This is a genomic window from Allomesorhizobium camelthorni (assembly GCF_011045125.1).
GTDB lineage: Bacteria > Pseudomonadota > Alphaproteobacteria > Rhizobiales > Rhizobiaceae > Allomesorhizobium > Allomesorhizobium camelthorni.
Map to the genome: position 1 here is coordinate 33,697 of NZ_JAAKZF010000035.1, position 21,041 is coordinate 54,737.

Genomic DNA, 21,041 nt, shown 5'->3' on the forward strand with positions numbered 1-21,041 from the left:
AGGATTGAGATGAGCGGTATCGAGTTCCAGGATGTGTTCGAGCCCTATTATGCCGGCCGGAAGAACCCGATGCCGCATGAGCAGGCCGCCAAAGACAAGGATGCGAACCGCGAGGAAATCGAGCATCAGCTCGCCGACCGCGCCAAACGGTCTAAGAAGCTGAAATCGGCAGCAGCCGCCGTCAAACACCCAAAGCCACCGCGGTAGAATTACCGGCCAGATCGGCTCGTCCAGTTACGCCTTGTAGCCGATCAGCACAGCACCCGCTGCAATCAGCACAACGCCGAGCCAGTTCGCGCCGCTCAGCCGTTCGCCTAGAAAGACGACGGCGAATACCGCGACCAGAACGACGCTGAGCTTGTCGATCGGCGCGACTTGGGCGGCATTGCCGAGTTTCAGTGCGCGAAAATAGCACAGCCACGACGCCCCGGTGGCGAGGCCCGACAGCGTCAGGAATCCCCAGGTCTTGACGGAAATGTTGCCGAGCGGTTGAAACTGCCGTGTCGCGGCAATTATCACCCCGAGCACCGCCAGGATGATCGCCGTTCGGATCAGGGTGGCGAAATCGGAATTGACGTTCTCGACGCCGACCTTGGCGAAAATCGCCGTCAGCGCGGCGAAGGCGGCGGAGAGCAGCGCCCAGAATTGCCAGGATGCGAAAGCGGAATTCATAAGCTGCTCCTTGCGACTTTGATCCGCAGAATGCCGGCAAAACGAATGATGTCGCAAGCGCTTAAGAGAATTTCGGCAGTTCGATGCCGAGCTTACCGCGCCAGATCGGCCACCACAGCGTCGAGCACGATCATGCCGGATGGGGTCGCGCGCAGGCGCGAATTGCCGACCGGCGCCACCAGTCCTTCGCCCTGCAGGATAGACATGCGCGCCGAAGACAGCGACCGACCGGAAAGCTGCTCGTAGCGGGCGAGGTCGATACCTTCGGCCAGCCTCAACCCCATCAGCAGGAACTCGTCGGCCTCTTCCGAGCGAGTCAGGAGCTCGCCGCCGGTAATGCCATGGCCCTTGGCCTCGACCAGATTGGCCCAGGTTTCCGGCATCTTTTCCGCGATCGTCACAACGCGGTGGCCGCTCTCGATGAAGCGGCCATGCGCGCCGGGACCGACGCCGACATATTCGCCGTAACGCCAGTAGGTGAGGTTGTGCCGGCTTTCCGCGCCCGGCCTGGCGTGATTGGAAATTTCGTAGGCCGGCAGGCCGCGAGCCGCCGTAACCTCCTGCGTGACCGCATAGAGTTCGGCGGCGTGGTCGCCGTCGGGGACCTCGAATTTTCCCGCCGCATGAAGCGTGTGGAAGCGCGTGCCTTCCTCGATGGTCAACTGGTAGAGCGACAGGTGGTCGGCGGCGTGACCGATCGCCTGTTCGAGTTCGGCAGACCAGGCCTCCGGCGTCTGGCCGGGCCGCGCATAGATCAGATCGAAGGACAGCCGTGGAAAGATTTCTCGCGCGAGTTCGATTGCCTTCAGCGCCTCGGAAACATTGTGAAGCCGCCCTAAGAACCGCAGATCGGCATCGTTCAGCGCCTGCACGCCGAGTGAAACCCGGTTGACGCCGGCGGCGCGATAGCCGCGAAAGCGCTCGGCCTCGACCGAAGACGGATTGGCCTCCAGCGTGATCTCGATGCCGTCCGGCACGGTCCAGTGCCGCGCCACGGATTCCAGCACGCCGGCCACCGTCTCGGGCTTCATCAGCGACGGCGTGCCGCCGCCGAGGAATATGCTGCTCACCTCGCGCGGCCCGGTGCGGGCGCGCATCGTCTTCAGTTCGGTGTCGAAGGCGCGGGCGAAGCGCTCCTGATCCACCGGCTGATGGCGGACATGGCTGTTGAAGTCGCAATACGGGCATTTCGCCGCGCAGAACGGCCAGTGCACATAAACGCCGAAGCCCGGATCGCGGCCTGTCAACGCACTCTCCGTCACGCCGCGCCGAGCTTGGCGCGGGCGAATTTCTGGAAGGCGCGGGCGCGGTGCGACAGCGCCTCGGCCTGGCCCGGCTTCCAGCCATGCTTCTGTTCGGCGTCCATCTCGCCGAAGGTCTTGTCGTAGCCATTCGGCTGGAACACCGGATCGTAGCCGAAGCCCTTGTCGCCGCGCGGCGGCCACACCAGCGTGCCTTCGGCCTCGCCGCGGAAATATTCGGCGTAGCCATCAGGCCATGCGAGGCAGATCACGGCTACGAACTTGCCGGTGCGGCGCGCGGGATCCGACGCGCCCACTTCATGGAGCGCGATTTCGGTGCGCTGCATGGCGATTGCGAAGTCGCGTCCGCCCTCCGGGGTCTCGGCCCAGTTGGCGGTGTAGATGCCGGGTTGCCCGTCCAGCGCATCGACGCAGAGGCCGGAATCGTCCGACAGCGCCGGCAGGCCAGTCGCCTTTGCGGCCGCGAACGCCTTGATGTAGGCGTTCTCCTCGAAGGTCGTTCCGGTTTCGTCCGGCTCCGGCAGGCCGAGTTCCGCGGCCGCTTTCGCCTCGAAGCCGAACGGCGCCATCAATTGGGCGAATTCGCGCAGCTTGCCGTCATTGTGGCTGGCGACGACGATTTTCTTGTCTTCCAGCGGCCGCATCACATACCCCAGATTCTCGGCTCGGCGAATTCCAGCGAATTGCCGGACGGATCGCGGAAATAGATAGAGCGGCCGCCTCCTGAGCTCTTGCCGAAGGAGGGCCATTCGAAGTCGGCTTCGATGCCGATGTTCCGCGCTTCGAGATGCGCTTTCCACCGCGCGATCTCGTCCGCGGTCGCGGCAAAGCACAGATGGCCCTGGCCGACGGCGCCGTGCGGCGGCACAGGCAGCTTGGCATCCGGCGGCGGCGCATGCCGCGTCGCTTCGGCGTTGAACAGCAGGAGCACGCCCGCTCCGCAGCGGAAGAAGACGTGGCGGCCTTCAGCCTTGGCGATCACCTCCAGCCCCAGCACCTCGCGATAGAACGCTTCCGAAGCATCGAGATCGGTGACGTAAAGCGCGGATTCGAGGATTGCCGAGGGCGTCATTTCAGCCTCTACCCCACCGCCATCTGCTGCAGGCTGACCAGTCGTGAAATGCCCTTCTTGGCCAGCGTCATCAGCGCCGCGAATTCTTCCTCGGTGAATGGCACGCCCTCGGCCGTACCCTGGATTTCGACGAAGCCGCCCTTGCCGGTCATGACGAAATTGGCATCGGTGCCGGCCGACGAATCCTCGAGATAGTCGAGGTCGAGCACAGGCTGGCCGTCATGGATGCCGCATGAGATCGCCGCGACATGGTCCTTCAGCACTTTCGACACGCTCGTCATCTGGCGCGCTTCCATCCAGCGCAGGCAGTCATGCAGCGCCACCCAGCCGCCGGTGATCGCCGCCGTCCTGGTGCCGCCATCGGCCTGAATCACGTCGCAGTCGACGGTGATCTGCATTTCGCCGAGCGCCTGGAGGTCCACTACGGCGCGCAAGGATCGCCCGATCAGCCGCTGGATTTCCAGCGTGCGCCCGCCCTGCTTGCCGGCCGAGGCCTCACGGCGCATCCGCTCGCCGGTCGAGCGCGGCAGCATGCCGTACTCCGCCGTCACCCAGCCCTTGCCCGAATTGCGCATCCAGCCCGGCACGCGCTCCTCCAGGCTCGCCGTGCACAGGACATGCGTGTCGCCGAATTTCACCAGGCACGAGCCTTCGGCGTGCTTGGAGACATTGCGCTCGAAGGATATTGCGCGCATTTCGTCGTATAGGCGTTTTGAGGGGCGCATCAGGCACTTTCTGTTCAAAATTCGAATTTGGAGGCCGTTTCAGCCTTGTGGCGGCTTGTAACCTCATGCCGTCCGAGGCGCAAAGGAAAACCGGCCAGCCGGCGTGCCGTTGTGTTCCCGCCGGCCCCATCTATATTTAGCTGGAGGTTGGAGTTTCGATGACGAAGCCGCTGCTGGACCAGAATCTGCAATCGCTCGACACGCGCTCGCGCGAAATCTTCCGGCGCATCGTCGATTCCTATCTGCTCGACGGCGAGCCCGTCGGTTCGCGCAACCTGTCGCGCATGCTGCCCTCGTCGCTGTCGCCGGCCACAGTGCGCAATGTAATGAGCGACCTCGAGCACCTTGGCCTCGTATATGCGCCGCATATTTCAGCCGGCCGCCTGCCAACGCAGAAGGGGCTCCGCTTCTTCGTCGACGCCTTCATGGAACTCGGCGACCTCTCCGACGAGGAGCGCCGCTCCATCGAGGCGCAACTGAAGGCGTCCGGCAGCGGCGCGACGCTCGAACATATGCTGACTGAGGCAAGCCAGATGCTGTCGGGCATGTCGCGCGGCGCCGGCCTTGTGCTCGCCGCCAAGAACGAAGTGCCGCTGAAGCATATCGAGTTCATCCAGCTCGAGCCCGAGCGCGCTTTGGCAGTCATGGTCACGCAGAACGGCGACGTCGAGAACCGCGTGGTCGAACTGCCGGCCGGCGTCACCAACTCGCAGCTCCACGAAGCCTCGAATTTCCTCAACGCCCATATACGCGGCCGCACGCTTGCCGAAGCCCGGGCGGAGATTGCGCGTCTTAAGGAGGAGACAAAGGCCGCCCTGGACACGCTATCGCAGGATCTGGTGGAAAAGGGCCTCGCCGTCTGGGCCGGTTCCGAAAGCGGGCTGCCGTCGCGGCTGATCGTGCGCGGCCGCGCCAATCTTCTGGAAAACGTCACCGCCCAAGCCGACCTCGAACTGCTCCGGCATCTCTTCGAGGATCTTGAGACCAAGGAGGGCATGGTTCAGCTTCTCGACCTCGCGGAGGCAGGTTCCGGCGTGCGCATCTTCATCGGCTCCGAAAACAAGCTGTTTTCGCTGTCCGGCTCCTCGCTGGTCGTGGCGCCCTACCGTGACAAGGATGCCCGTGTCGTCGGCGCGCTCGGCGTCATCGGCCCGACCAGGCTGAACTACGCTCGCATCGTTCCAATGGTCGACTACACCGCCCAGCTCATCTCGCGTATGCTGCGCTGAAAGACGCGCAGGCAGATCCTTATTGAATCGGAGGGCTGAGATGGGCGGTTTGTACGGCTTTATGCTAGCAGCGATTCTTGGCATGGCCCTTGTTGCGATGGGATTGGTACTGGTGATTCGAGGTGCGGTGAAAAAGGATCATCAAAGCGTCCAACGCTCGTCCTATTGGTTCGCGGGCGGCGCCGGTATCTTGTTGGTGGCTCTGATTCTGACCGTAAGTGCCTAGGATTAGCCTGTCTCCCGCTTCGCTGAACAGGCCACCTGTGGCGGCGGCTCGGCATCCGGTGTAGTATTGCGACCGGAGTAAATGGGGAACCCGCCATGGCGCTCGAACAGATCAAGGCCCAGATCAGCCTGCTTTTGGAAGGGATGATCAACCAGCCCGAGGACGAGCATGAAATCCATGAGCAACTGCGCGAGAAGCTGAACGAACTGCGCGCGATGGGCATGCCGCTGCCGGACGACCTCGTGGCGCTGGAAAAGCGCCTTGACGACGGTCTTTATGCAGGCGGCAACTGAGCACGCCATCACCGACATATGAGAGGCCGCGCATTTCGGTGCGCCAACCCGTGAGCGCTCGGTGCCGTATTTCCGAAACGATGCGCCTGTGCCATAGAAGCGCGCCATACGATCGAAGGTGCGTTCCATGACCCTTGCCGGTTTTCTCGCCTACAGCCTTGCGCTCGCCATCGCCGCCGCCATTCCCGGTCCGGGCGTCACCGCGCTGGTCGCCCGCGCGCTCGGCTCCGGCTTCCGTTCGGCGCTGGCGATGTCGTTCGGGCTGGTCGTCGGCGATTTGACCTATCTCACCGCCGTCGTGCTCGGCCTGGCTCTGGTCGCGCAGACCTTCGGCACTGTGTTCCTGGTGATCAAATGGCTCGGCGTCGCCTATCTGGCCTGGCTGGCTTGGAGCTTCTGGAAAAGCGGCATCACGCCGGAAACAGTCGAGGCGCGGAAGGGTAAGGGCGGGCTTTTCGCGAGCTTCCTCGCCGGGCTCACCGTCACGTTGGGAAATCCCAAGACGATGATCTTCTATCTGGCGCTGACGCCGACGCTGGTCGATCTGAGGACCATCACTCTTGCCGACTACGTGATCCTGGCCGCATTGACCGTGGTGGTGCTGCTCGTCGTGCTGGTGCCTTATCTGGCGCTTGCCGCCAAGGCGCGCTGGTTCCTGAAGACGCCGCGCGCACTGAAGGCGCTGAACCGCACCGCGGCTGCCTTCATGGCAGGCGCGGCACTCGCCATCGCATCCCGGCAATAGTAAGCCGCGCGCCAAATAATTCTCTGATTATGCCGGATCGGGAAACGGAGTTCCGAACCGGCAGCCTTTTCAGCACGCCGCCCACTCGGATTTTTCGAGGGGCGAGACTATGGTAAGCGCGAAAAATCTGTGGGAGCGAAATCAATGAACAAGCCGGCCACCTCGACGCGCGTACCGGGTCGTGGGCGCATCTTCAATTCGATCACCGAAACGATCGGCGACACGCCGCTGGTCCGGCTGGACAAGTTCGCGAAAGAGAAGGGCATCGTCGCCAACCTCCTCGCCAAGCTAGAATTCTTCAACCCGATCGCCAGCGTCAAGGACCGCATCGGCGTCTCGATGATCGAGGCGCTGGAAGCGGCCGGCACTATCTCGCCCGGCAAGAACACGCTGATCGAGCCGACATCGGGCAATACCGGCATCGCGCTCGCCTTCGCCGCCGCTGCCAAGGGCTACAAGCTGATCCTGACCATGCCCGAAACCATGTCGGTCGAGCGCCGCAAGATGCTGGCGCTCCTCGGCGCGGAACTGGTGCTGACCGAGGGGCCGAAGGGCATGAAGGGCGCCATCGCCAAAGCCGAGGACCTGGTGCAGACGATCCCCGGCGCAGTCATCCCGCAGCAGTTCGAAAACCCGGCCAACCCCGAGATCCATCGCACCACCACGGCCGAGGAGATCTGGAACGACACGCAAGGCGCGGTCGACATCTTCGTTTCCGGCATCGGCACCGGCGGCACCATCACCGGCGTCGGCCAGGTCATCAAGAAGCGCAAGCCCTCGCTGCATGTGGTGGCCGTCGAGCCTGAGGCCTCGCCGGTGCTGTCGGGCGGCCAGCCCGGCCCGCACAAGATCCAGGGCATCGGCGCCGGTTTCGCGCCGAAAATCCTCGACACGACCGTCTATGACGAGATCGTCCAGGTCTCCAACGAGGACGCCATCGCCAACGCCCGTCTCGTCGCGCGACTGGAAGGCGTGCCGGTCGGCATCTCGTCTGGCGCCGCCCTCCAGGCGGCAATCGTCGTCGGCTCGCGGCCGGAAAACGCCGGCAAGAACCTGGTCGTGGTCATCCCCTCCTTCGCCGAACGCTATCTCTCGACGATCCTGTTCGAAGGGCTTGGCGGTTAAGGAGGGAGCGCCATCCCTCCCCCTTGCGGGGAGGGTGTCGGCGTAGCCGACGGGTGGGGGTGGAGACGAAATGCTCCGTCCTTCTTGTTCTGTCATCCGCAGGCGCGAAAGAGCCCCGCCAATAAATCCTTTGCATTTCCGTCGCAGCCGCTAAAACAGTCACCCCAGCCCGCGCCGCCGTCACGGCGGCGCGATCCATGAAAAGACTGTCCCGGGAGGAACCGCATGCTCAACCTGAAAACCAAGATCCTTGCTGCCGGCGCCGTTGCGCTGTCGCTCGGCTTTGGCGCCGTATCGGCCAAGGCGCAGGAATTCATCAATGTGCTCACTGGCGGCACTTCCGGCGTCTATTACCCGCTCGGCGTCGCCCTGTCGGAAATCTACGGCAAGGGCATCGAGGGCGCGCGCACGCAGGTCCAGGCGACCAAGGCATCGGTTGAGAACCTTAACCTCCTGCAGCAGGGCAAGGGCGAGATCGCGTTTGCGCTCGGCGATTCGGTAAAGCTTGCCGCCGAGGGCAACACCGAGGCCGGCTTCCCCGGCAAGCTCGACAAACTGCGCGGCATCGCCGCTATCTATCCCAATTACATCCAGATCGTCGCCAGCCAGGAATCCGGCATCAAGACGCTGGCCGATCTGAAGGGCAAGAGCCTGTCCGTCGGCGCGCCCGCTTCGGGCACCGAGCTCAACGCCCGCGCCATCTTCGCCGCCGCCGGCATGAAATACGAGGATCTCGGCAAGGTCGAATATCTGCCCTTTGCCGAATCGGTCGAACTGATCAAGAACCGCCAACTCGACGCAACGTTGCAGTCGGCCGGCCTCGGCGTCGCCTCGATCCGCGACCTCGCAACCTCGCTGCCTATCAATGTCGTGGCGGTGCCCAAGGCCGATGTCGAAAAGATCGGCTCGCCTTACATTTCGGTGGTGATTCCGGCCGGCACCTATGACGGCCAGACGGCCGACGTCGAAACCGCCGCGGTGGGCAATTTCCTCGTCACGCATGACGGCGTATCCGACGAGACCGCTTATCAGATGACCAAGCTGCTGTTCGAAAACCTCGACCAGATGACCGCCGCCCACGCCGCCGCCAAAGGGATCAAGGCGGAGAACGCGCTGACCGGCATGCCGGTGCCGCTGCATCCGGCTGCCGAGCGCTACTACAAGGAAGCCGGGCTGCTGAAGTAGGCAGCCCGTCCTACGGCGCGCGTATGTCGGCGAGAGGCGCCCCCCTCTGGCCTGCCGGCCATCTCCCCCTCAAGGGGGGAGATCAACCTGCATCGATGTCGCCGCCAATCGTAAGCATTGCAGAAGGAATACGGCGGTCGAGACAGCCAATCTCCCCCCTTGAGGGGGAGATGGCCGGCAGGCCAGAGGGGGGTGCCTCGTGCCGCAGGCTGAGGCGATCCCGATGAGCGACACAACCACCACCGTCCTGTCCCCGTCCGTCGAGGAACCCATCGAAGGGCTGCCGCCGGGCTTCGGCGAGGGCGTCGCCGGAAGGATCGTCTTCTGGATCGCCGTCTCCTTCTCCGCCTTCCAACTTTATACCGCCGCCTACGGCAATCTGCCGAGCCAGGTGGTGCGCGCCATGCATGTCGGCTTCCTGCTGCTGCTCGGCTTCGCGCTCATCGCCACGCTCCGCGCCAGGACGCCCATCGGCAAGGCCTGGTTCTGGACGCTTGCCATCCTCGGCTTCCTCACCGGCATCTACAACTGGGTGTTCTACAACGACATCATCCAGCGCTCCGGCTTCCTCACCACTCCCGACCTCGTCGTCGGCGCGGTGCTGATCGTGCTGGTCTTCGAAGCCGCGCGCCGCATCATGGGCCTGCCGCTGGCCGTCATCGCCGGCCTGTTCCTCGCCTACTGCTTCTTCGGCAACTATTTGCCCCCGCCCTTCATTCACCGCGGCTATGATTTCGCGCAGATCGTCGAGCATTTCGGCTTCGGCACCGAGGGCATATACGGCACGCCGGTCTACGTGTCGGCCGCCTATATCTTCATCTTCGTGGTCTTCGCCGCCTTCCTCGAACGCGCCGGCATGATCGCGCTATTCAACGATTTCGCGCTCGGCCTGGTCGGCGCCTGGCGCGGCGGCCCGGCTCAGGTCTGCGTGCTGTCTTCGGCGCTGATGGGCACTATTTCCGGCTCCGGCGTCGCCAATGTCGTGGCCTCGGGCCAGTTCACCATCCCGCTGATGAAGAGGTTCGGCTTCCGCTCCGCCTTCGCCGGCGGCGTCGAGGCAACCTCGTCGATGGGCGGCCAGATCATGCCGCCGGTCATGGGCGCGGTCGCATTCATCATGGCGGAGACGCTGAACGTTCCTTATGCCGATGTGGTCAAGGCGGCGATCGTGCCTGCCGCGCTTTATTTCGGCGCCTGCTTCTGGATGGTGCATCTCGAATCCGGGAAGTTTTCCCTGCAAGGCATGGACAAGGCGACGCTGCCCAACCCCTGGGATGCGGTGAAAAAACACTGGCCGCTGGTGTTGCCGCTGACAGCCCTCGTCTATCTGCTGTTTGCCGGCTACACGCCGATCTTCGCCGGCACGATGGGCCTGGCGCTGACGATCGTGCTCATCCTCGGCACGCCGCTTGCGGCGCTTATCGGCCCCTTCGCCTTCCGCATGGTGTTCTGGATCGCGCTCGGCCTCGCCGCCGCATCCTTCATGAGATATGGCGTCGACATTCTGGCGCTGGTCATCGGCGCGCTGGTCGCCGCCTGCCTGTTCTTCAAGGGCGGCCGCGAGACGCTGGTCATCTGCATCGAATCGCTCGCCGAAGGCGCCAAGAACGCGCTGCCGGTCGGCATTGCCTGCGCCATCGTCGGCATCGTCATCGGTACGCTGACACTCACCGGCATCGCCTCGACCTTCATCGGCGCCATCATCGCGATCGGCCAGAACAATCTGTTCCTGTCGCTGGTACTGACCATGCTGACCTGCCTGGTGCTCGGCATGGGCATCCCGACCATCCCCAACTATATCATCACTTCGTCGCTGGCCGGCCCGGCGCTCCTGGAGCTCGGCGTGCCGCTGCTCGTCAGCCACATGTTCGTCTTCTATTTCGGCATCATGGCCGACCTGACGCCGCCGGTGGCGCTCGCCGCCTTCGCCGCAGCGCCCATGGCCAAGACATCGGGCATGAAGATCGCCATGCAAGCCTCCAAGTTGGCCGTCGCCGGCTTCGTGGTGCCGTTCATGGCGGTCTATACACCGGCCCTGATGCTGCAGGACGCCGGACCGATGGCCGCGAGCTACGGCTATCCGGTCGAGGTCGTTTACATCCTCGTCAAGACCTGTCTCGCCATTGGCCTGTGGGGCGCGGCCGTGGTCGGCTTCCTGTTCATGCGCATGGCCGCCTGGGAAAGGCTGCTGGCCACCGCCGCCGCCTTCAGCCTGGTGCTCGCTCTGCCCTATACGGACGAACTCGGCTTCGCCCTGGCGGCGATCGTCATCGGGGCGCACTGGTGGCGGGCGCGGAATGTTACCGCGACGGCATAGACGATGGAGCTTTCCATCATCGAAGGAAATGCGGCGAGGCCGGAGCTGCTGATCTCCCCCCTTGAGGGGGAGATGTCCGGCAGGACAGAGGGGGGTCGGTGGAAATACGGTCGCCGCCTCGTTCAATGACTACCCTCTGCATCCTCGCGGCCGGCAAGACGATCACCTTTGCCGCGACGGCGTTCACGCTGTCCTGGACGCACTCGGTCGAACAAACCCGCTGGGAGGAGGACTGGCGCATCACGCCCGCCGGCATCGAGATCGTCGCGGCGCGGGTGAAAGGGTCCGGCGCGGGCATGGAGCCGCCGGCGGATGCTGTCTTCAAGGATGGCTGGTGGGTCTATGTACCCGAAATTCCGGCGCGGCCGGAAATCGTGCTTGCCGCCTCGGGCGCGACCGGTGCCGGCTGGTCGCTTTGCGCGGCGGGCAAATGTATCGAGCTCGGCGCGGCCGCCGGCGAGCCGGTGCGGCTCAAGCCGTGCGGCGGGGAGGCCGGCTCCAGCCAGCCGCGGTAGCGCACGATCAGGCCCGCCAAGGGCATCGAGATTTTAACGTCGAAGCAGAACCTGCCATCCGCTCCCTCGTATTCGACGGTTTCGCTCCTCGGCATCAGTGCGCGAGGCAGGGGAACGCCAAGGACGCGCCCGCTTTGGACGGGCCAGGCGACGCGACCGCGCTCGGCGGACAGCCTCAGCAGGAAGGAGAACGGCCCGAACCGTTCCCGGAGCACGCCCGGCCCGTCATCCGGTTTTCGCGACAAATGCGAGACAAAGGATTTTGTGCCAAAGCGTCGGGTCCACTTTTCACCCGAGGTGGTTTTTTCCTTAGTCACGCTCACGAAAACAGCCGGCGCGGCGGAAGGGAAACCGAAAAGCGCGCCAATCAGACGAGCGGATAGACCGACGCCCCGTTCGACCGACGCCATACCCTCGAAACGGTCGATGTCGTGGATTTCAGCGAGCCTGCACCAGCTTTGCGGAAGCGTTGCGAAGCCCTCGGGCAACACGCGCTCCAGTAGCGGAGCGGCTGGTTTTTCGCTGCGGTCGAACCGAATGCGAAACGGCGAGAGCCCGATCTCGATCTCGCTAAGCGTCAGCAACCCAACCGCCGGGCTGGCTCCAGCCGTCAGCCCGGCGCCGTTCATCAGCTTGAGCGCCAGAAGCAGAGCCGGCGTCGGCGGAACCTGCGGCCCGTCGCCTGCCTCGGCGATCAGCGTCCATCGCCGATCCACCGCCCGCCCCGCGCTGTCGCGGCCGACGGCGTAGGCGACCATCCCGCCGCGGTCGGAGCCGAAACGGGCAAGCCATCCGGCCATCCGTCCAAGCCGCCCAGCTAGCGGACCGAGCGAGCGCACAAGGCCGAAGCGAACCGGCAAGGCCAGCAACCAGAGGCCGAGATGCAATGTTTTCAACTCCAGCCCGGCGTGAAACAGCGCCGAGCGTACGCCGTAGCGTTCGGGAAAGAGGATGAGGTCTGGCGCACCGATTGCGCTTGCAAGCCGGCCTTCGAGCGGAGCGACGCCACGGGCCTCGAGCGTGAAACGTCTCAAATCGCCCCATGCGGTGGTGTCGGTCCAATTTCCGCCCCGCCAGACGTGCAGCGGTCGCCCGGCCTGCCCGACGATGGCGCGCAGGACGGAAAGACCGCGCGGAACCCGATTGCCGGGCAGGATCGCCGAGCCGGCCAGCGAGACTGCCGAAAGCCCCTGCGTAAGTTCGTCGAGCGCTGCGGCGGAAATTGCCGGGACGCTGCTTGCACCGGAGATGACCGCGACGCCGGCCGCTTTCGCGCTATCGTCGAGCGTACCAATTCCGGCTACGAATGCCGAATCATCGGCAAGGTCGATATAGTGCGCCTTCGCTGCGATCGCCGCCTCGGCGATCCGGTAGCGGTCTTTGCCGTAGGCCTGAAATGGTCCCGCGGCGTCGATGACGATCGTCGGCTCAAGCAGCGCGATCTCGTTGAAGATGTCGCCGTCGCGATCGATCCGCACAGGTTTCCCGCCTTTGCGACGGCAATGTGCGGCAGCCTTTTCCAGCGAGCGGCCGGCAACCAGGATTTCAGCGCTCGTTTCTGCTGCGAGCCGTTCTGTCAGCCTTCCGCCGAAGACTCCATAGCCGCCGATAACGAGAATCCTAGCCAATGATGCGGTCTCTCAATGCGGCGGACGGCACTTCGCAACTCTCCTTCTTGCCGAACAGCGCGTAGCGGTTGCGCGCTATGAGCCCGTAGAGCGCGTCGCGGAGCCGGCGCGGCAGCATGTTGACGATTTTCGCTGCGCGCCATGGCCAGCCCAGCGCATCCATCACTGCAACGAAGCTGTCCATCCGGGTGTAGGCGGCGCCGTCGATGATCACGAGATTGGTTTCGTAGACATCCGTTCTCAGGCCGTGACGGCGATAAAGCGCCTCGCCGAGCGCCGATTGAGCAGTGGTGAAGCAGAATCGTTCTTCCCGATCCGGTCTGACGACGGTGCGGGCGAAGCCCGAACACAGGACGCATACGCCGTCAAAGACGATCAGCGGATGCCTGCCGTCGTATCCGGGCGTATGCTGGTGGGTGGGAAGAACGGTGTCTGCCACTTGGGTCCGGCCCGAATGTTAGGTCACAAAACCTTACGACGCCGGATGGCAATGGCAAAGATGCAGCGATGTCGCGGCGGCCGCAGGCGAGCCGGTTAGGCTCGAACTATGCGGCGATAGCGATTATTGAAACGAGGCGCGGGCTTCGAATGAGCCGCCGCGGCGACGTGCGCAAGCCGGGCCGGGGCCACGCATATAATAGCGCTCGGGCCGGTAGGTCGGCGCAACGAATTCGCGGATTGCGAACGCATAGCTCGTGATGTGATTCCAGATAGTCATTGTCCCTGTCCCAAATCCCTCGGATGTCCCTTCCGATTGGATGTCACCATAGCGCCCGGTCGTGAATGATCCGTGAACGCGATGTTAATCTTCGCCAGGATTTGTCCCGGTTCGTGGCTGAAATGCGTTTGATTCGCGGCGTTTGAGCGCCAAAGCGCAACATTCCACCGCCTGTGCCTTTTGCATCACACCTGTTTCACGAGGATGCCGCCCGGGATGAATTTCGTTTCCGGGCGAGGTTACAGAAGGAACTTCTTTGCTCCTTCGCGCCGAGGGATTTTAGCGCCGGATTTGGGAACCGCGCCAAGTGCCGAGCGTTCGGTGTCCAGAGCGTGGACACTCCCGCCTGGCAGGCCGGCTTGGCTGGGCCTGCATTCCCAATCAACACGAACAGGAAGGGCCAAGGCCATGGGTTTTTTTTCGAAAGACATCAAATCGCTGGACGATCTCTTCGTGCACACGCTGCAGGACATCTACTATGCCGAGAAGCAGATCGAAAAGTCGCTGCCTGACATGATCACCAAGGCGACCAACCCGCAGCTCAAGCAGGGTTTTGAAAAGCACCTGGAGGAGACCAAGGGTCACATTCAACGCGTCGAGCAGGTCTTCCAGATGCACGGCGTGCCGGCCAAGACGGTGAACTGCCCGGCCATAGATGGCATTATCGAGGAGGCCGATGAGGTCGCCGGCGACGTCGACGACAAGCAGGTCCTCGACGCGGCGCTGATCGCCGCCGCGCAGGCCGTCGAGCACTACGAGATCACGCGCTACGGCACGCTGGTCGAATGGGCCAAGCAGCTCGGCCGCGACGACTGCGCCTCGGTGCTGAAGGAGAACCTCGAAGAAGAGAAGGCCACCGACAAGAAGCTGACCGTGCTGGCCGAAAGCAAGATCAACCTGCAGGCTGCCGAGTAGGTGCAAATTGAAGCTGAAGGGCCGGCGAGGGATCGCCGGCCTTTTCGCGTCGTCGCTTAGGCCAAGAACGCCTTCTCGAACGCCATCTTGCCCTTGGGCGAAAACACGATGGCGCGGCTTTCGGCTTCGCGCCTTGCCCATTTCTCCGCAATGATCTTGTCGAGGATGGCGGCGCCCAGCGCGCCGGCGAGGTGAGATCGCCGCACGCTCCAGTCCAGGCAGGCGCGGCAGATCGGGCGGCGCTGCTTGCGAAAGGCTTCGGTGTCGATGCCGACCGCAGCGAAATGCGGCGGGCCGGATTTGCCGAGCCGGATCTCGTCGCCGTCGGCGATCAGGACGCCCCGCGCCAGGAACCCGTCAAGCATGGCTACGGCGTGCTCGCCAGCCAAATGGTCGTAGCAGATGCGCGCCTCGCGCATGACGGCATCGCGCGGGCCGGGCCTTGTCCGCTGGGGGCCGACGGCCGCCGCCACGCCGATGATCGATTCGAGCATCGCCGCCACCTGGGGACCGGCAAGCGAGTAATAGCGGTGCCGGCCCTGCGCTGCGAGCGACAACAATCCGCCTTCCATCAGCTTTCCGAGATGCGAACTCGCAGTCTGCGCGGTCACGCCGGCTTCCAGCGCCAACTCGCTCGCGGTCAGAGCGCCGCCGTCCATCAGCGCCGTCAGCATGTTGGCGCGCGCAGGATCGCCGACCAGATTGGCGATGCGCGATATATCGGGACCGTCTCTCATACTTCGACGCTAATCGAACCGTCCGCGTAGGGCAAGTGGTAATCTCCACCAACAAAAAGAGGAGACGACCATGACCGCCCACCGCACTGTCGCCGACGTCGCCGCGGCCGCTCTGCCTTTGTTGGGGCGATCTCTACACGCCGCCCACGCCGCCATCCTCTGGCTCGATCGCGTGATCGAGCGCCGCAACCAGCGCCTCGCGCTCGCCGAACTCACCGACGAGCAGCTTGACGATATCGGCCTCACCCGCCGCGACGTCGAGCGTGAATGCCGGCCCTTCTGGAAGCGCTGACGATTTGCCTCGGTGAGAATTGTCTAACCCGAAACATCGCCCGGATGCTTCGACCGTGATGGAAGCATCTGCATCGCCGGCCTCGCTATCGTCGCCGCATTCTATGGAGAAAGAAAATGACCATCACCTGCTTCATCCGCTACGAGATCGACCCGTTCGGCAAGGCCGATTTCGAGGAATACGCCCGCAACTGGGGACAGGCGATCCCGCGTTGCGGCGCCGACCTGATCGGCTATTTCGCCCCGCACGAGGGTTCGGCCACGACCGCTTACGGCGTCTACAACATCGAAAACCTGGCCGCATACGAGGCCTATCGCGCCCGGCTCGCCGCCGACCCGATGGGCCGGGAGAATTACGAATTCGCGCAGGCAAAAAAGTTCATCCGCAAGGAGGACCGCATTTTTCTGAAGCTCGCTTCGGGGCCGCATGCAAGTCTGGTGCAAAGATGATCGCAGTCATCTTCGAGGTCACGCCGGCCGCGGGCAAGCGCGACGCTTATCTCGGCATCGCCGCCGAGCTTCGCCCCCTGCTGGAAACGATCGATGGCTTCATCTCCATCGAGCGCTTCCAGAGCCTGTCGGACCCCGATCGTGTGCTGTCGCTCTCCTTCTTCCGCGACGAGGAAGCGGTCAAAGCCTGGCGCAACACAATCGAGCACCGGCAGGCGCAGAGGGCCGGCCGCGGCGGCGTCTTTGCCGACTACCGCCTGCGCATAGCCCATGTCGTGCGCGATTACGGCATGTTCGAGCGGGTGGAGGTTCCAGCGGATAGCCGGGCTGCGCATGAAGGTGAGTCTTCCGCATAGGACTCGAGTTGCCGAAATCCGCCGCGAAAGATACATTCTCGGAGGACAGTTGCTCCCAAACGCCTGCTCCCCAGCCAACCTGTCCGGAAAATGCCGGGCAGCCGAAAGGATGTGCCATGACCAATCGCGCGTCTTGCGGGTGCGGACAATTACAGCTCGCGTGCGAAGGCGAACCAGTCAGGATTTCAATGTGCCATTGCCTGGCATGCCAGCGCCGGACGGGAAGCGTTTTTGGCGTTCAGGCGCGGTTCCCTCGTGGCCAGATCACTGCCATCGAAGGCCGCTCGACCCATTTCTCCCGCGTGGCGGGTAGCGGCAATTCCGTCACCTTCCATTTCTGCCCGGATTGCGGGTCGACGGTCTATTGGGAGTTCAGCGGGATGCCGGACGTTATCGCTGTCGCTGTCGGCGCTTTTGCCGATCCCGGCTTTCCCGAACCGCGACACTCGGTTTACGAGGCGCGGCGACACTCCTGGTCCATGATGCCGGCAGGTTTGGTCATGGAGCATCTCGACTGAGTTCCGCTACGAGTGATTCCGGCCGGGGGTGGCTCCCTAGGCGTTCCCGATCAGAACGCCCGCCGCGAACACCAGCGCGCCGCCGAGCACCACCTGGAACGTCGCCCGCCAGAACGGCGTCTCCATGAAGCGGTTCTGGATGTAGGCGATCGCCCACAGCTCGATAAACACGACGATCGCCGCGAGTGTCGTCGCCGTCCAGAAATGCGGGATGAGATAGGGCAGGGCGTGGCCGAGCCCGCCGACCGTGGTCATGATGCCGGTCGCCAGCCCGCGCTTTACCGGCGAGCCGCGGCCGGAGAGCCTGCCATCGTCCGAGGCAACCTCGGTGAAGCCCATCGAAATGCCGGCGCCGATGGAGGCGGCGAGCCCGACCAGAAAAGTCTGCCAGGTGTCGTGGGTGGCAAAGGCGGCGGCGAAGATCGGCGCCAGCGTCGAGACCGAGCCGTCCATCAGCCCGGCCAGCCCCGGCTGCACATAGGTCAGGACGAACTGCCGCCGTTCGCTCTGCCGCTCCTCCTGCTGCACATCCTCCGGCGTATGTTTCAGTTCCAGGCGGCGCGCGAGCGATTCGTGCGACTGCTCGGCCACGGCGAGGTCGCCGAGCAGCTTACGCGTCGAGGCGTCCTCCGCGCGCTTGGCGGCTTCCACATAGAAGCGCTGCGCCTGCCGCTCCATCGCCTCGGCCTGGCCGCGCACCTTCTCGATGCCGAGCGGCCGCACCAGCCAGTCCGGCTTGCGCTCGAAATAGCCACGGACATGCTCGCGGCGGATCAGCGGGATGCGCTCGCCGAACCGCTTGCGGTGCAGTTCGATGAGCTGGTTGCGGTGCCCGTCCTCCTCGTCGGCCATGCCGTCGAACACCTTGGCCGATTGCGGAAAATCCTCGCGCAACCCGTCGGCATAGGCGCGGTAGATCCGCCCGTCATCTTCTTCCGATGAAATCGCCAGCGCCAGTATCTCCTGCTCGCTCAGAGAATCGAAGGAGCGGCGGCCAAAGCCGAATACGCGCGAAAGCATACTTGAACGATCCAGTTTAGAATGATTCTAAACTATGCCTCGTCCGCCAATGCGTCAACGGTTGCGCGCCGGGCGGCCGGCCCCCGATTCGCTCGGGAACCCGTCATCCGCGGACGCAACCGTATCGCGCGCGCCACGTTGCTCCTGTCTGCACAAGGAGAGCGGGATGGACGGCCAGTTCCTGATCGTCTTTTCGGTGGCGCTCGCAGCCGCGCTGGCCTCGCCGCTCGGCGGCGTGATCGCCATATTCGTCCGGCCCTCCAGCCTGTTCCTGTCCATCGCGGTCGGCCTTGCCGGTGGCGTCCTGCTTGGAACCTTCGCTTTTGAAATGCTGCCGAAGGCGCTGAAACTATCGGGTCTCGCGGTCGGGGTCGCTGGTTTTGCCGTCGGCTTTGCGCTCGTCTACGGTCTCGACCTTTACGTCAATCGCGGCGCCGTGGCCGGAAGCCGCGCCGAGCAGAGACAGCGCGTCGAGCGGTTTCATAAGCGTCACCGGCCGCTCGGCAGCGAGGTCACCGTACTTGCCGGCGCAACCAGCGTGGAAGAACTGATCGAGGGCATTACCATCGGCGTCGGCGCCGCGATTGACCCGACCGTCGCCCTCATCGTCGGCCTGGCGATCTTCATCGATAATATCAGCGAAGCCCTCTCGATCGGCGAACTGGCGCGCGAGGAAAGCGGAAAAGACTACAGGGCAAGAACACTGAAATGGACGGGGTTGATGGGCGCGTCGCTTTTCGGCTCGGCCATGGCGGGTTGGTTCCTGCTGCGCGGCCTGCCCGAAGGCGTCCTCGGGTTTCTGTTGGCCGTCGGCGCGGGCGGCATGTTCTATCTCACCGTCACCGATCTCATCCCGGAGGCCGAGAGCCACCACTATTTGCAATCCGCCGCCATCGCCGTCGCCATCGGCTTCCTGGTTATGCTCGTCCTGTCGGAGTTGGTTTGATTCCTAATCCAGCGTCCGCCTGAACCGGAGCAGCGCCACCCCGGCAAACAGCGCGACGAAAATCGTCAGCGCGCCGATTTCACCCGCGATAGCGGGAAATTCGGCGCCCTTCAGCATCACCGCGCGGGTGATGCGCAAAAAGTGCGTCAGCGGAAAAATCTCACCAAAAATCTGCGCCCAGTCCGGCATGCCGCGATAGGGGAACATGAAGCCGGAAAGCAGGATCGACGGCAGGAAAAAGAAAAACGTCAGCTGCAGCGCCTGCATCTGCGTGCGCGCCATGGTCGAGATGGTGTAGCCGAGCAGAACCAGCGACAGCACGAAGACGAGAATGGCGAAGAGCAGGAGCGGCAGCGATCCCATGAAGGGCACCGAGAACAGCAGCTTTGCCGCGATCAGCACCACGACGACCTGCACAGCCCCGACGACCAGATAGGGCAGCACCTTCCCAAGCATGATCTCGAGCGGGCTTGCCGGCATGGCGAGCAGGTTTTCCATCGTGCCGCGTTCGGTCTCGCGGGTCAGCGCGATCGAGGTCATCATCACCATGGTCATCTGCAGGATCACGCCGAGCAAGCCGGGCACGATGTTGTATTGTGAGATGCCTTCGGGATTGTAGCGCCGGTGCACCACCACCTCGAGCTGGCTCCTTGCATTCTCCGCCGCCGCTGCCTCCATCCCGCGTTCGCGCAGCAGTGCATTGGCGGCGACCGTACCGAGCGTCGAGATCGCCCCGCTCGCCACCGCCGGGTCGGTCGCGTCGGCTTCGATCAGCAATTGCGGGTTGTCGCCCCGCTCCACCCGGCGGGCAAAATCGGACGGGATCGTCACCACGAAGGCGACGCTGCCGCTGGCCATCAGCGCTTCGGCCTCGGCAGCGTTCTCGGCGACATGGTCGAAGCGATAATAGCCGGTCGTCTGCAGCGCCGAGACCATGGCGCGTGTATAGTGATCGTTGCTAGTCGCGACCAGCGCCGCCGGCAGGCTTTTCGGGTCGTTGTTGATGGCATAGCCGAACAGCACGAGCTGCATCAGCGGAACGCCGAGCATCATGGCGAAGGTGATGCGGTCGCGCCGCATCTGGATGAACTCCTTCAGCAGCAGCGCGCCCAGCCTGGCGAAGGAGAACACCGAACTGACGCCGTATTGTTTCATGCCATATTGTCCTTCGACCCGGCCATGAACTGAATGAACACGTCCTCCAGGCTGGTTTCACCCGGCCTGACGGTGATGCCTTTGCGCTTCCCGATGTCCTCCAGCGCTGCGTCCAGCAGCTTCTTGTCCGAACCTACGACATGCAGGGTCGTGCCGAACGGCGCGACCTGCTCGACGCCCGGCCGGCCTTCCAGCGCCGCGGCCACCTGGTCGAGCCGCGGGCCTTCGACCACGAAAGTTGTCAGTCCGGCATTTTTCACCACTTCGTCGACGGTGCCCGTGGCCAGCAGCTTGCCGTAGGAAATATAGCTGATGCGATGGCAGCGCTCGGCCTCGTCCATGTAGTGCGTCGACACCAGCACGGTCAGCCCGCCTTGCGCCAGCCGGTGGATTTCGTCCCAGAATTCGCGCCGCGCCTTGGGGTCGACGCCGGCCGTCGGCTCGTCGAGCAGGAGCAGTCTCGGCTCGTGCATGATGCAGGCGGCCAGCGCCAGGCGCTGCTTCCAGCCGCCCGAAAGCGTGCCGGCAAGCTGGTTGCGCCGCGAGCTCAGGCCCAGATCATCGAGCGTGCGGCCGACATACTCCTCCACCGGCCTCAGCCGGTACAGCCGGGCCACGAATTCGAGATTCTCGGCGATCGTCAGATCCTCGTAGAACGAGAACTTCTGCGTCATGTAGCCGACTTCTCGCTTGATCTTCAGGCTCTCGGTCAGGAGGTCGTAGCCAAGCACCTGGCCTTCGCCTTCGTCGGGGGTCAAGAGCCCGCACATGATGCGGATGGTGGTCGTCTTGCCCGAGCCATTCGGCCCCAGGAACCCGACGATCTCGCCCTCGGCGACATTCATCGTGACATGGTCGACGACGGTCTTGGTGCCGAAGCGCTTGACGAGATTTCGGACTTCGATGGCGTTCATGGCGCTGTGCCTTCGGCGGGCCAGCGA

25 protein-coding genes and 1 pseudogene are annotated in these 21,041 nt (G+C 64.0%); 15 read left to right on the forward strand and 11 right to left on the reverse strand.

Translation table 11 applies throughout. The annotated features are described in order from the left end of the window. The first annotated feature begins 9 nt into the window (after window positions 1-9). A complete protein-coding gene (locus tag G6N73_RS21320; protein WP_165031272.1) occupies window positions 10-207 on the forward strand; it encodes a hypothetical protein in 198 nt (65 codons plus the stop codon). A gap of 27 nt (window positions 208-234) precedes the next feature. On the opposite strand, the gene G6N73_RS21325 is transcribed toward G6N73_RS21320, so the two are convergent. The 5 genes from G6N73_RS21325 to rph all read right to left on the reverse strand — a co-directional run bounded on the left by G6N73_RS21325 (window position 235) and on the right by rph (window position 3,731). Next, entirely contained in the window at window positions 235-672 is a 438-nt protein-coding gene (locus G6N73_RS21325; protein ID WP_165031274.1) for an EamA family transporter, read from the reverse strand. Between the two features lie 92 nt (window positions 673-764). Continuing rightward, window positions 765-1,919: a radical SAM family heme chaperone HemW gene (gene hemW / locus G6N73_RS21330; protein ID WP_165031276.1), complete on the reverse strand. Its 1,155-nt coding sequence runs from the start codon at window positions 1,917-1,919 to the stop codon at window positions 765-767. Window positions 1,920-1,930: 11 nt separating this feature from the next. Then, entirely contained in the window at window positions 1,931-2,578 is a 648-nt protein-coding gene (rdgB, locus tag G6N73_RS21335; protein ID WP_165031278.1) for an RdgB/HAM1 family non-canonical purine NTP pyrophosphatase, read from the reverse strand. Continuing rightward, the gene (locus G6N73_RS21340) at window positions 2,578-3,006 is read right to left on the reverse strand and encodes a VOC family protein (protein WP_165031280.1); all 429 of its coding nucleotides are present in this window, start codon (window positions 3,004-3,006) and stop codon (window positions 2,578-2,580) included. The genes rdgB and G6N73_RS21340 overlap by 1 nt, the downstream gene beginning before the upstream one ends. Window positions 3,007-3,014: 8 nt before the next feature. Continuing rightward, the gene (gene rph, locus G6N73_RS21345; RefSeq protein WP_165031282.1) at window positions 3,015-3,731 is read right to left on the reverse strand and encodes a ribonuclease PH; all 717 of its coding nucleotides are present in this window, start codon (window positions 3,729-3,731) and stop codon (window positions 3,015-3,017) included. Window positions 3,732-3,889: 158 nt separating this feature from the next. Here rph and hrcA point away from each other — a divergent pair, with 158 nt between their 5' ends. The 8 genes from hrcA to G6N73_RS37060 all read left to right on the forward strand — a co-directional run bounded on the left by hrcA (window position 3,890) and on the right by G6N73_RS37060 (window position 11,366). Further along, on the forward strand, window positions 3,890-4,960 hold the full coding sequence (gene hrcA, locus G6N73_RS21350; protein WP_165031284.1) for a heat-inducible transcriptional repressor HrcA: 1,071 nt from the start codon (window positions 3,890-3,892) through the stop codon (window positions 4,958-4,960). A 40-nt stretch (window positions 4,961-5,000) separates the two neighbouring features. After that, window positions 5,001-5,186: a hypothetical protein gene (locus tag G6N73_RS21355; protein ID WP_165031286.1), complete on the forward strand. Its 186-nt coding sequence runs from the start codon at window positions 5,001-5,003 to the stop codon at window positions 5,184-5,186. A 95-nt stretch (window positions 5,187-5,281) separates the two neighbouring features. After that, on the forward strand, window positions 5,282-5,479 hold the full coding sequence (locus tag G6N73_RS21360) for a hypothetical protein (protein WP_165031288.1): 198 nt from the start codon (window positions 5,282-5,284) through the stop codon (window positions 5,477-5,479). Between the two features lie 127 nt (window positions 5,480-5,606). Next, the gene (locus G6N73_RS21365) at window positions 5,607-6,224 is read left to right on the forward strand and encodes a LysE family translocator (RefSeq protein ID WP_165031291.1); all 618 of its coding nucleotides are present in this window, start codon (window positions 5,607-5,609) and stop codon (window positions 6,222-6,224) included. Window positions 6,225-6,368: 144 nt separating this feature from the next. After that, window positions 6,369-7,349, forward strand: coding sequence for a cysteine synthase A (gene cysK / locus G6N73_RS21370; protein WP_165031293.1), 981 nt, complete (start codon window positions 6,369-6,371; stop codon window positions 7,347-7,349). Between the two features lie 225 nt (window positions 7,350-7,574). Continuing rightward, a complete protein-coding gene (locus G6N73_RS21375) occupies window positions 7,575-8,534 on the forward strand; it encodes a TAXI family TRAP transporter solute-binding subunit (RefSeq protein ID WP_165031295.1) in 960 nt (319 codons plus the stop codon). A 223-nt stretch (window positions 8,535-8,757) separates the two neighbouring features. Next, the gene (locus tag G6N73_RS21380; RefSeq protein WP_165031297.1) at window positions 8,758-10,851 is read left to right on the forward strand and encodes a TRAP transporter permease; all 2,094 of its coding nucleotides are present in this window, start codon (window positions 8,758-8,760) and stop codon (window positions 10,849-10,851) included. Window positions 10,852-10,976: 125 nt separating this feature from the next. Next, entirely contained in the window at window positions 10,977-11,366 is a 390-nt protein-coding gene (locus G6N73_RS37060; RefSeq protein WP_165031299.1) for a DUF1850 domain-containing protein, read from the forward strand. Window positions 11,367-11,410: 44 nt separating this feature from the next. On the opposite strand, the pseudogene G6N73_RS21390 reads toward G6N73_RS37060, so the two are convergent. Continuing rightward, window positions 11,411-12,994, reverse strand: a pseudogene (locus G6N73_RS21390) (DUF4166 domain-containing protein); the annotation flags it as partial. After that, window positions 12,987-13,433 carry a DCC1-like thiol-disulfide oxidoreductase family protein gene (locus G6N73_RS21395; RefSeq protein WP_165031303.1) on the reverse strand — a complete coding sequence of 149 codons (447 nt, stop codon included), beginning with the start codon at window positions 13,431-13,433 and terminating at the stop codon, window positions 12,987-12,989. The pseudogene G6N73_RS21390 and the gene G6N73_RS21395, both read right to left, overlap by 8 nt. A gap of 687 nt (window positions 13,434-14,120) precedes the next feature. Between G6N73_RS21395 and G6N73_RS21400 the strand changes: the two genes are divergently transcribed. Further along, on the forward strand, window positions 14,121-14,627 hold the full coding sequence (locus G6N73_RS21400) for a YciE/YciF ferroxidase family protein (protein WP_165031305.1): 507 nt from the start codon (window positions 14,121-14,123) through the stop codon (window positions 14,625-14,627). A gap of 56 nt (window positions 14,628-14,683) precedes the next feature. On the opposite strand, the gene G6N73_RS21405 is transcribed toward G6N73_RS21400, so the two are convergent. Next, window positions 14,684-15,364: an ArsR/SmtB family transcription factor gene (locus G6N73_RS21405; protein ID WP_165031307.1), complete on the reverse strand. Its 681-nt coding sequence runs from the start codon at window positions 15,362-15,364 to the stop codon at window positions 14,684-14,686. 70 nt (window positions 15,365-15,434) lie between these two features. Here G6N73_RS21405 and G6N73_RS21410 point away from each other — a divergent pair, with 70 nt between their 5' ends. The 4 genes from G6N73_RS21410 (at window position 15,435) to G6N73_RS21425 (ending at window position 16,979) form a co-directional block, all read left to right on the forward strand. Further along, window positions 15,435-15,656 carry a DUF1127 domain-containing protein gene (locus G6N73_RS21410; RefSeq protein ID WP_165031309.1) on the forward strand — a complete coding sequence of 74 codons (222 nt, stop codon included), beginning with the start codon at window positions 15,435-15,437 and terminating at the stop codon, window positions 15,654-15,656. A 116-nt stretch (window positions 15,657-15,772) separates the two neighbouring features. Further along, window positions 15,773-16,105, forward strand: a complete 333-nt coding sequence (locus G6N73_RS21415; protein WP_165031311.1) for an NIPSNAP family protein — start codon at window positions 15,773-15,775, stop codon at window positions 16,103-16,105. Beyond that, window positions 16,102-16,461 (forward strand): antibiotic biosynthesis monooxygenase family protein, encoded by a 360-nt coding sequence (locus G6N73_RS21420; protein ID WP_165031313.1) that lies wholly within the window; start codon window positions 16,102-16,104, stop codon window positions 16,459-16,461. The genes G6N73_RS21415 and G6N73_RS21420 overlap by 4 nt, the downstream gene beginning before the upstream one ends. Window positions 16,462-16,577: 116 nt before the next feature. Further along, complete coding sequence (locus G6N73_RS21425) at window positions 16,578-16,979, forward strand: GFA family protein (protein ID WP_165031315.1); 402 nt, start codon at window positions 16,578-16,580, stop codon at window positions 16,977-16,979. A gap of 36 nt (window positions 16,980-17,015) precedes the next feature. Here G6N73_RS21425 and mbfA read toward each other — a convergent pair whose 3' ends face one another. Further along, the gene (mbfA, locus tag G6N73_RS21430) at window positions 17,016-17,999 is read right to left on the reverse strand and encodes an iron exporter MbfA (protein WP_165031317.1); all 984 of its coding nucleotides are present in this window, start codon (window positions 17,997-17,999) and stop codon (window positions 17,016-17,018) included. A gap of 166 nt (window positions 18,000-18,165) precedes the next feature. Between mbfA and G6N73_RS21435 the strand changes: the two genes are divergently transcribed. Beyond that, on the forward strand, window positions 18,166-18,945 hold the full coding sequence (locus G6N73_RS21435; RefSeq protein ID WP_165031319.1) for a ZIP family metal transporter: 780 nt from the start codon (window positions 18,166-18,168) through the stop codon (window positions 18,943-18,945). A gap of 3 nt (window positions 18,946-18,948) precedes the next feature. Here G6N73_RS21435 and G6N73_RS21440 read toward each other — a convergent pair whose 3' ends face one another. Beyond that, window positions 18,949-20,100, reverse strand: a complete 1,152-nt coding sequence (locus G6N73_RS21440) for an ABC transporter permease (RefSeq protein ID WP_165031321.1) — start codon at window positions 20,098-20,100, stop codon at window positions 18,949-18,951. Beyond that, window positions 20,097-21,014: an ABC transporter ATP-binding protein gene (locus G6N73_RS21445; RefSeq protein WP_165031323.1), complete on the reverse strand. Its 918-nt coding sequence runs from the start codon at window positions 21,012-21,014 to the stop codon at window positions 20,097-20,099. Before G6N73_RS21445 ends, G6N73_RS21440 begins: the two co-directional genes overlap by 4 nt. Window positions 21,015-21,041: the final 27 nt, after the last annotated feature.

What these genes read in the sequence shown, in the direction of transcription:
- G6N73_RS21340 (WP_165031280.1), bottom strand. Translation starts at nt 3,006, where the DNA reads ATGACGCCCTCGGCAATCCTCGAATCCGCGCTTTACGTCACCGATCTC.
- rph (WP_165031282.1), bottom strand. Translation starts at nt 3,731, where the DNA reads ATGCGCCCCTCAAAACGCCTATACGACGAAATGCGCGCAATATCCTTC.
- G6N73_RS21440 (WP_165031321.1), bottom strand. Translation starts at nt 20,100, where the DNA reads ATGAAACAATACGGCGTCAGTTCGGTGTTCTCCTTCGCCAGGCTGGGC.
- G6N73_RS21355 (WP_165031286.1), top strand. Translation starts at nt 5,001, where the DNA reads ATGGGCGGTTTGTACGGCTTTATGCTAGCAGCGATTCTTGGCATGGCC.
- G6N73_RS37060 (WP_165031299.1), top strand. Translation starts at nt 10,977, where the DNA reads ATGACTACCCTCTGCATCCTCGCGGCCGGCAAGACGATCACCTTTGCC.
- G6N73_RS21425 (WP_165031315.1), top strand. Translation starts at nt 16,578, where the DNA reads ATGACCAATCGCGCGTCTTGCGGGTGCGGACAATTACAGCTCGCGTGC.
- G6N73_RS21360 (WP_165031288.1), top strand. Translation starts at nt 5,282, where the DNA reads ATGGCGCTCGAACAGATCAAGGCCCAGATCAGCCTGCTTTTGGAAGGG.
- G6N73_RS21405 (WP_165031307.1), bottom strand. Translation starts at nt 15,364, where the DNA reads ATGAGAGACGGTCCCGATATATCGCGCATCGCCAATCTGGTCGGCGAT.
- G6N73_RS21325 (WP_165031274.1), bottom strand. Translation starts at nt 672, where the DNA reads ATGAATTCCGCTTTCGCATCCTGGCAATTCTGGGCGCTGCTCTCCGCC.
- hrcA (WP_165031284.1), top strand. Translation starts at nt 3,890, where the DNA reads ATGACGAAGCCGCTGCTGGACCAGAATCTGCAATCGCTCGACACGCGC.
- G6N73_RS21365 (WP_165031291.1), top strand. Translation starts at nt 5,607, where the DNA reads ATGACCCTTGCCGGTTTTCTCGCCTACAGCCTTGCGCTCGCCATCGCC.
- G6N73_RS21415 (WP_165031311.1), top strand. Translation starts at nt 15,773, where the DNA reads ATGACCATCACCTGCTTCATCCGCTACGAGATCGACCCGTTCGGCAAG.
- G6N73_RS21445 (WP_165031323.1), bottom strand. Translation starts at nt 21,014, where the DNA reads ATGAACGCCATCGAAGTCCGAAATCTCGTCAAGCGCTTCGGCACCAAG.
- G6N73_RS21420 (WP_165031313.1), top strand. Translation starts at nt 16,102, where the DNA reads ATGATCGCAGTCATCTTCGAGGTCACGCCGGCCGCGGGCAAGCGCGAC.
- G6N73_RS21320 (WP_165031272.1), top strand. Translation starts at nt 10, where the DNA reads ATGAGCGGTATCGAGTTCCAGGATGTGTTCGAGCCCTATTATGCCGGC.
- G6N73_RS21435 (WP_165031319.1), top strand. Translation starts at nt 18,166, where the DNA reads ATGGACGGCCAGTTCCTGATCGTCTTTTCGGTGGCGCTCGCAGCCGCG.
- mbfA (WP_165031317.1), bottom strand. Translation starts at nt 17,999, where the DNA reads ATGCTTTCGCGCGTATTCGGCTTTGGCCGCCGCTCCTTCGATTCTCTG.
- G6N73_RS21375 (WP_165031295.1), top strand. Translation starts at nt 7,575, where the DNA reads ATGCTCAACCTGAAAACCAAGATCCTTGCTGCCGGCGCCGTTGCGCTG.
- rdgB (WP_165031278.1), bottom strand. Translation starts at nt 2,578, where the DNA reads ATGCGGCCGCTGGAAGACAAGAAAATCGTCGTCGCCAGCCACAATGAC.
- cysK (WP_165031293.1), top strand. Translation starts at nt 6,369, where the DNA reads ATGAACAAGCCGGCCACCTCGACGCGCGTACCGGGTCGTGGGCGCATC.
- G6N73_RS21410 (WP_165031309.1), top strand. Translation starts at nt 15,435, where the DNA reads ATGACCGCCCACCGCACTGTCGCCGACGTCGCCGCGGCCGCTCTGCCT.
- G6N73_RS21400 (WP_165031305.1), top strand. Translation starts at nt 14,121, where the DNA reads ATGGGTTTTTTTTCGAAAGACATCAAATCGCTGGACGATCTCTTCGTG.
- G6N73_RS21380 (WP_165031297.1), top strand. Translation starts at nt 8,758, where the DNA reads ATGAGCGACACAACCACCACCGTCCTGTCCCCGTCCGTCGAGGAACCC.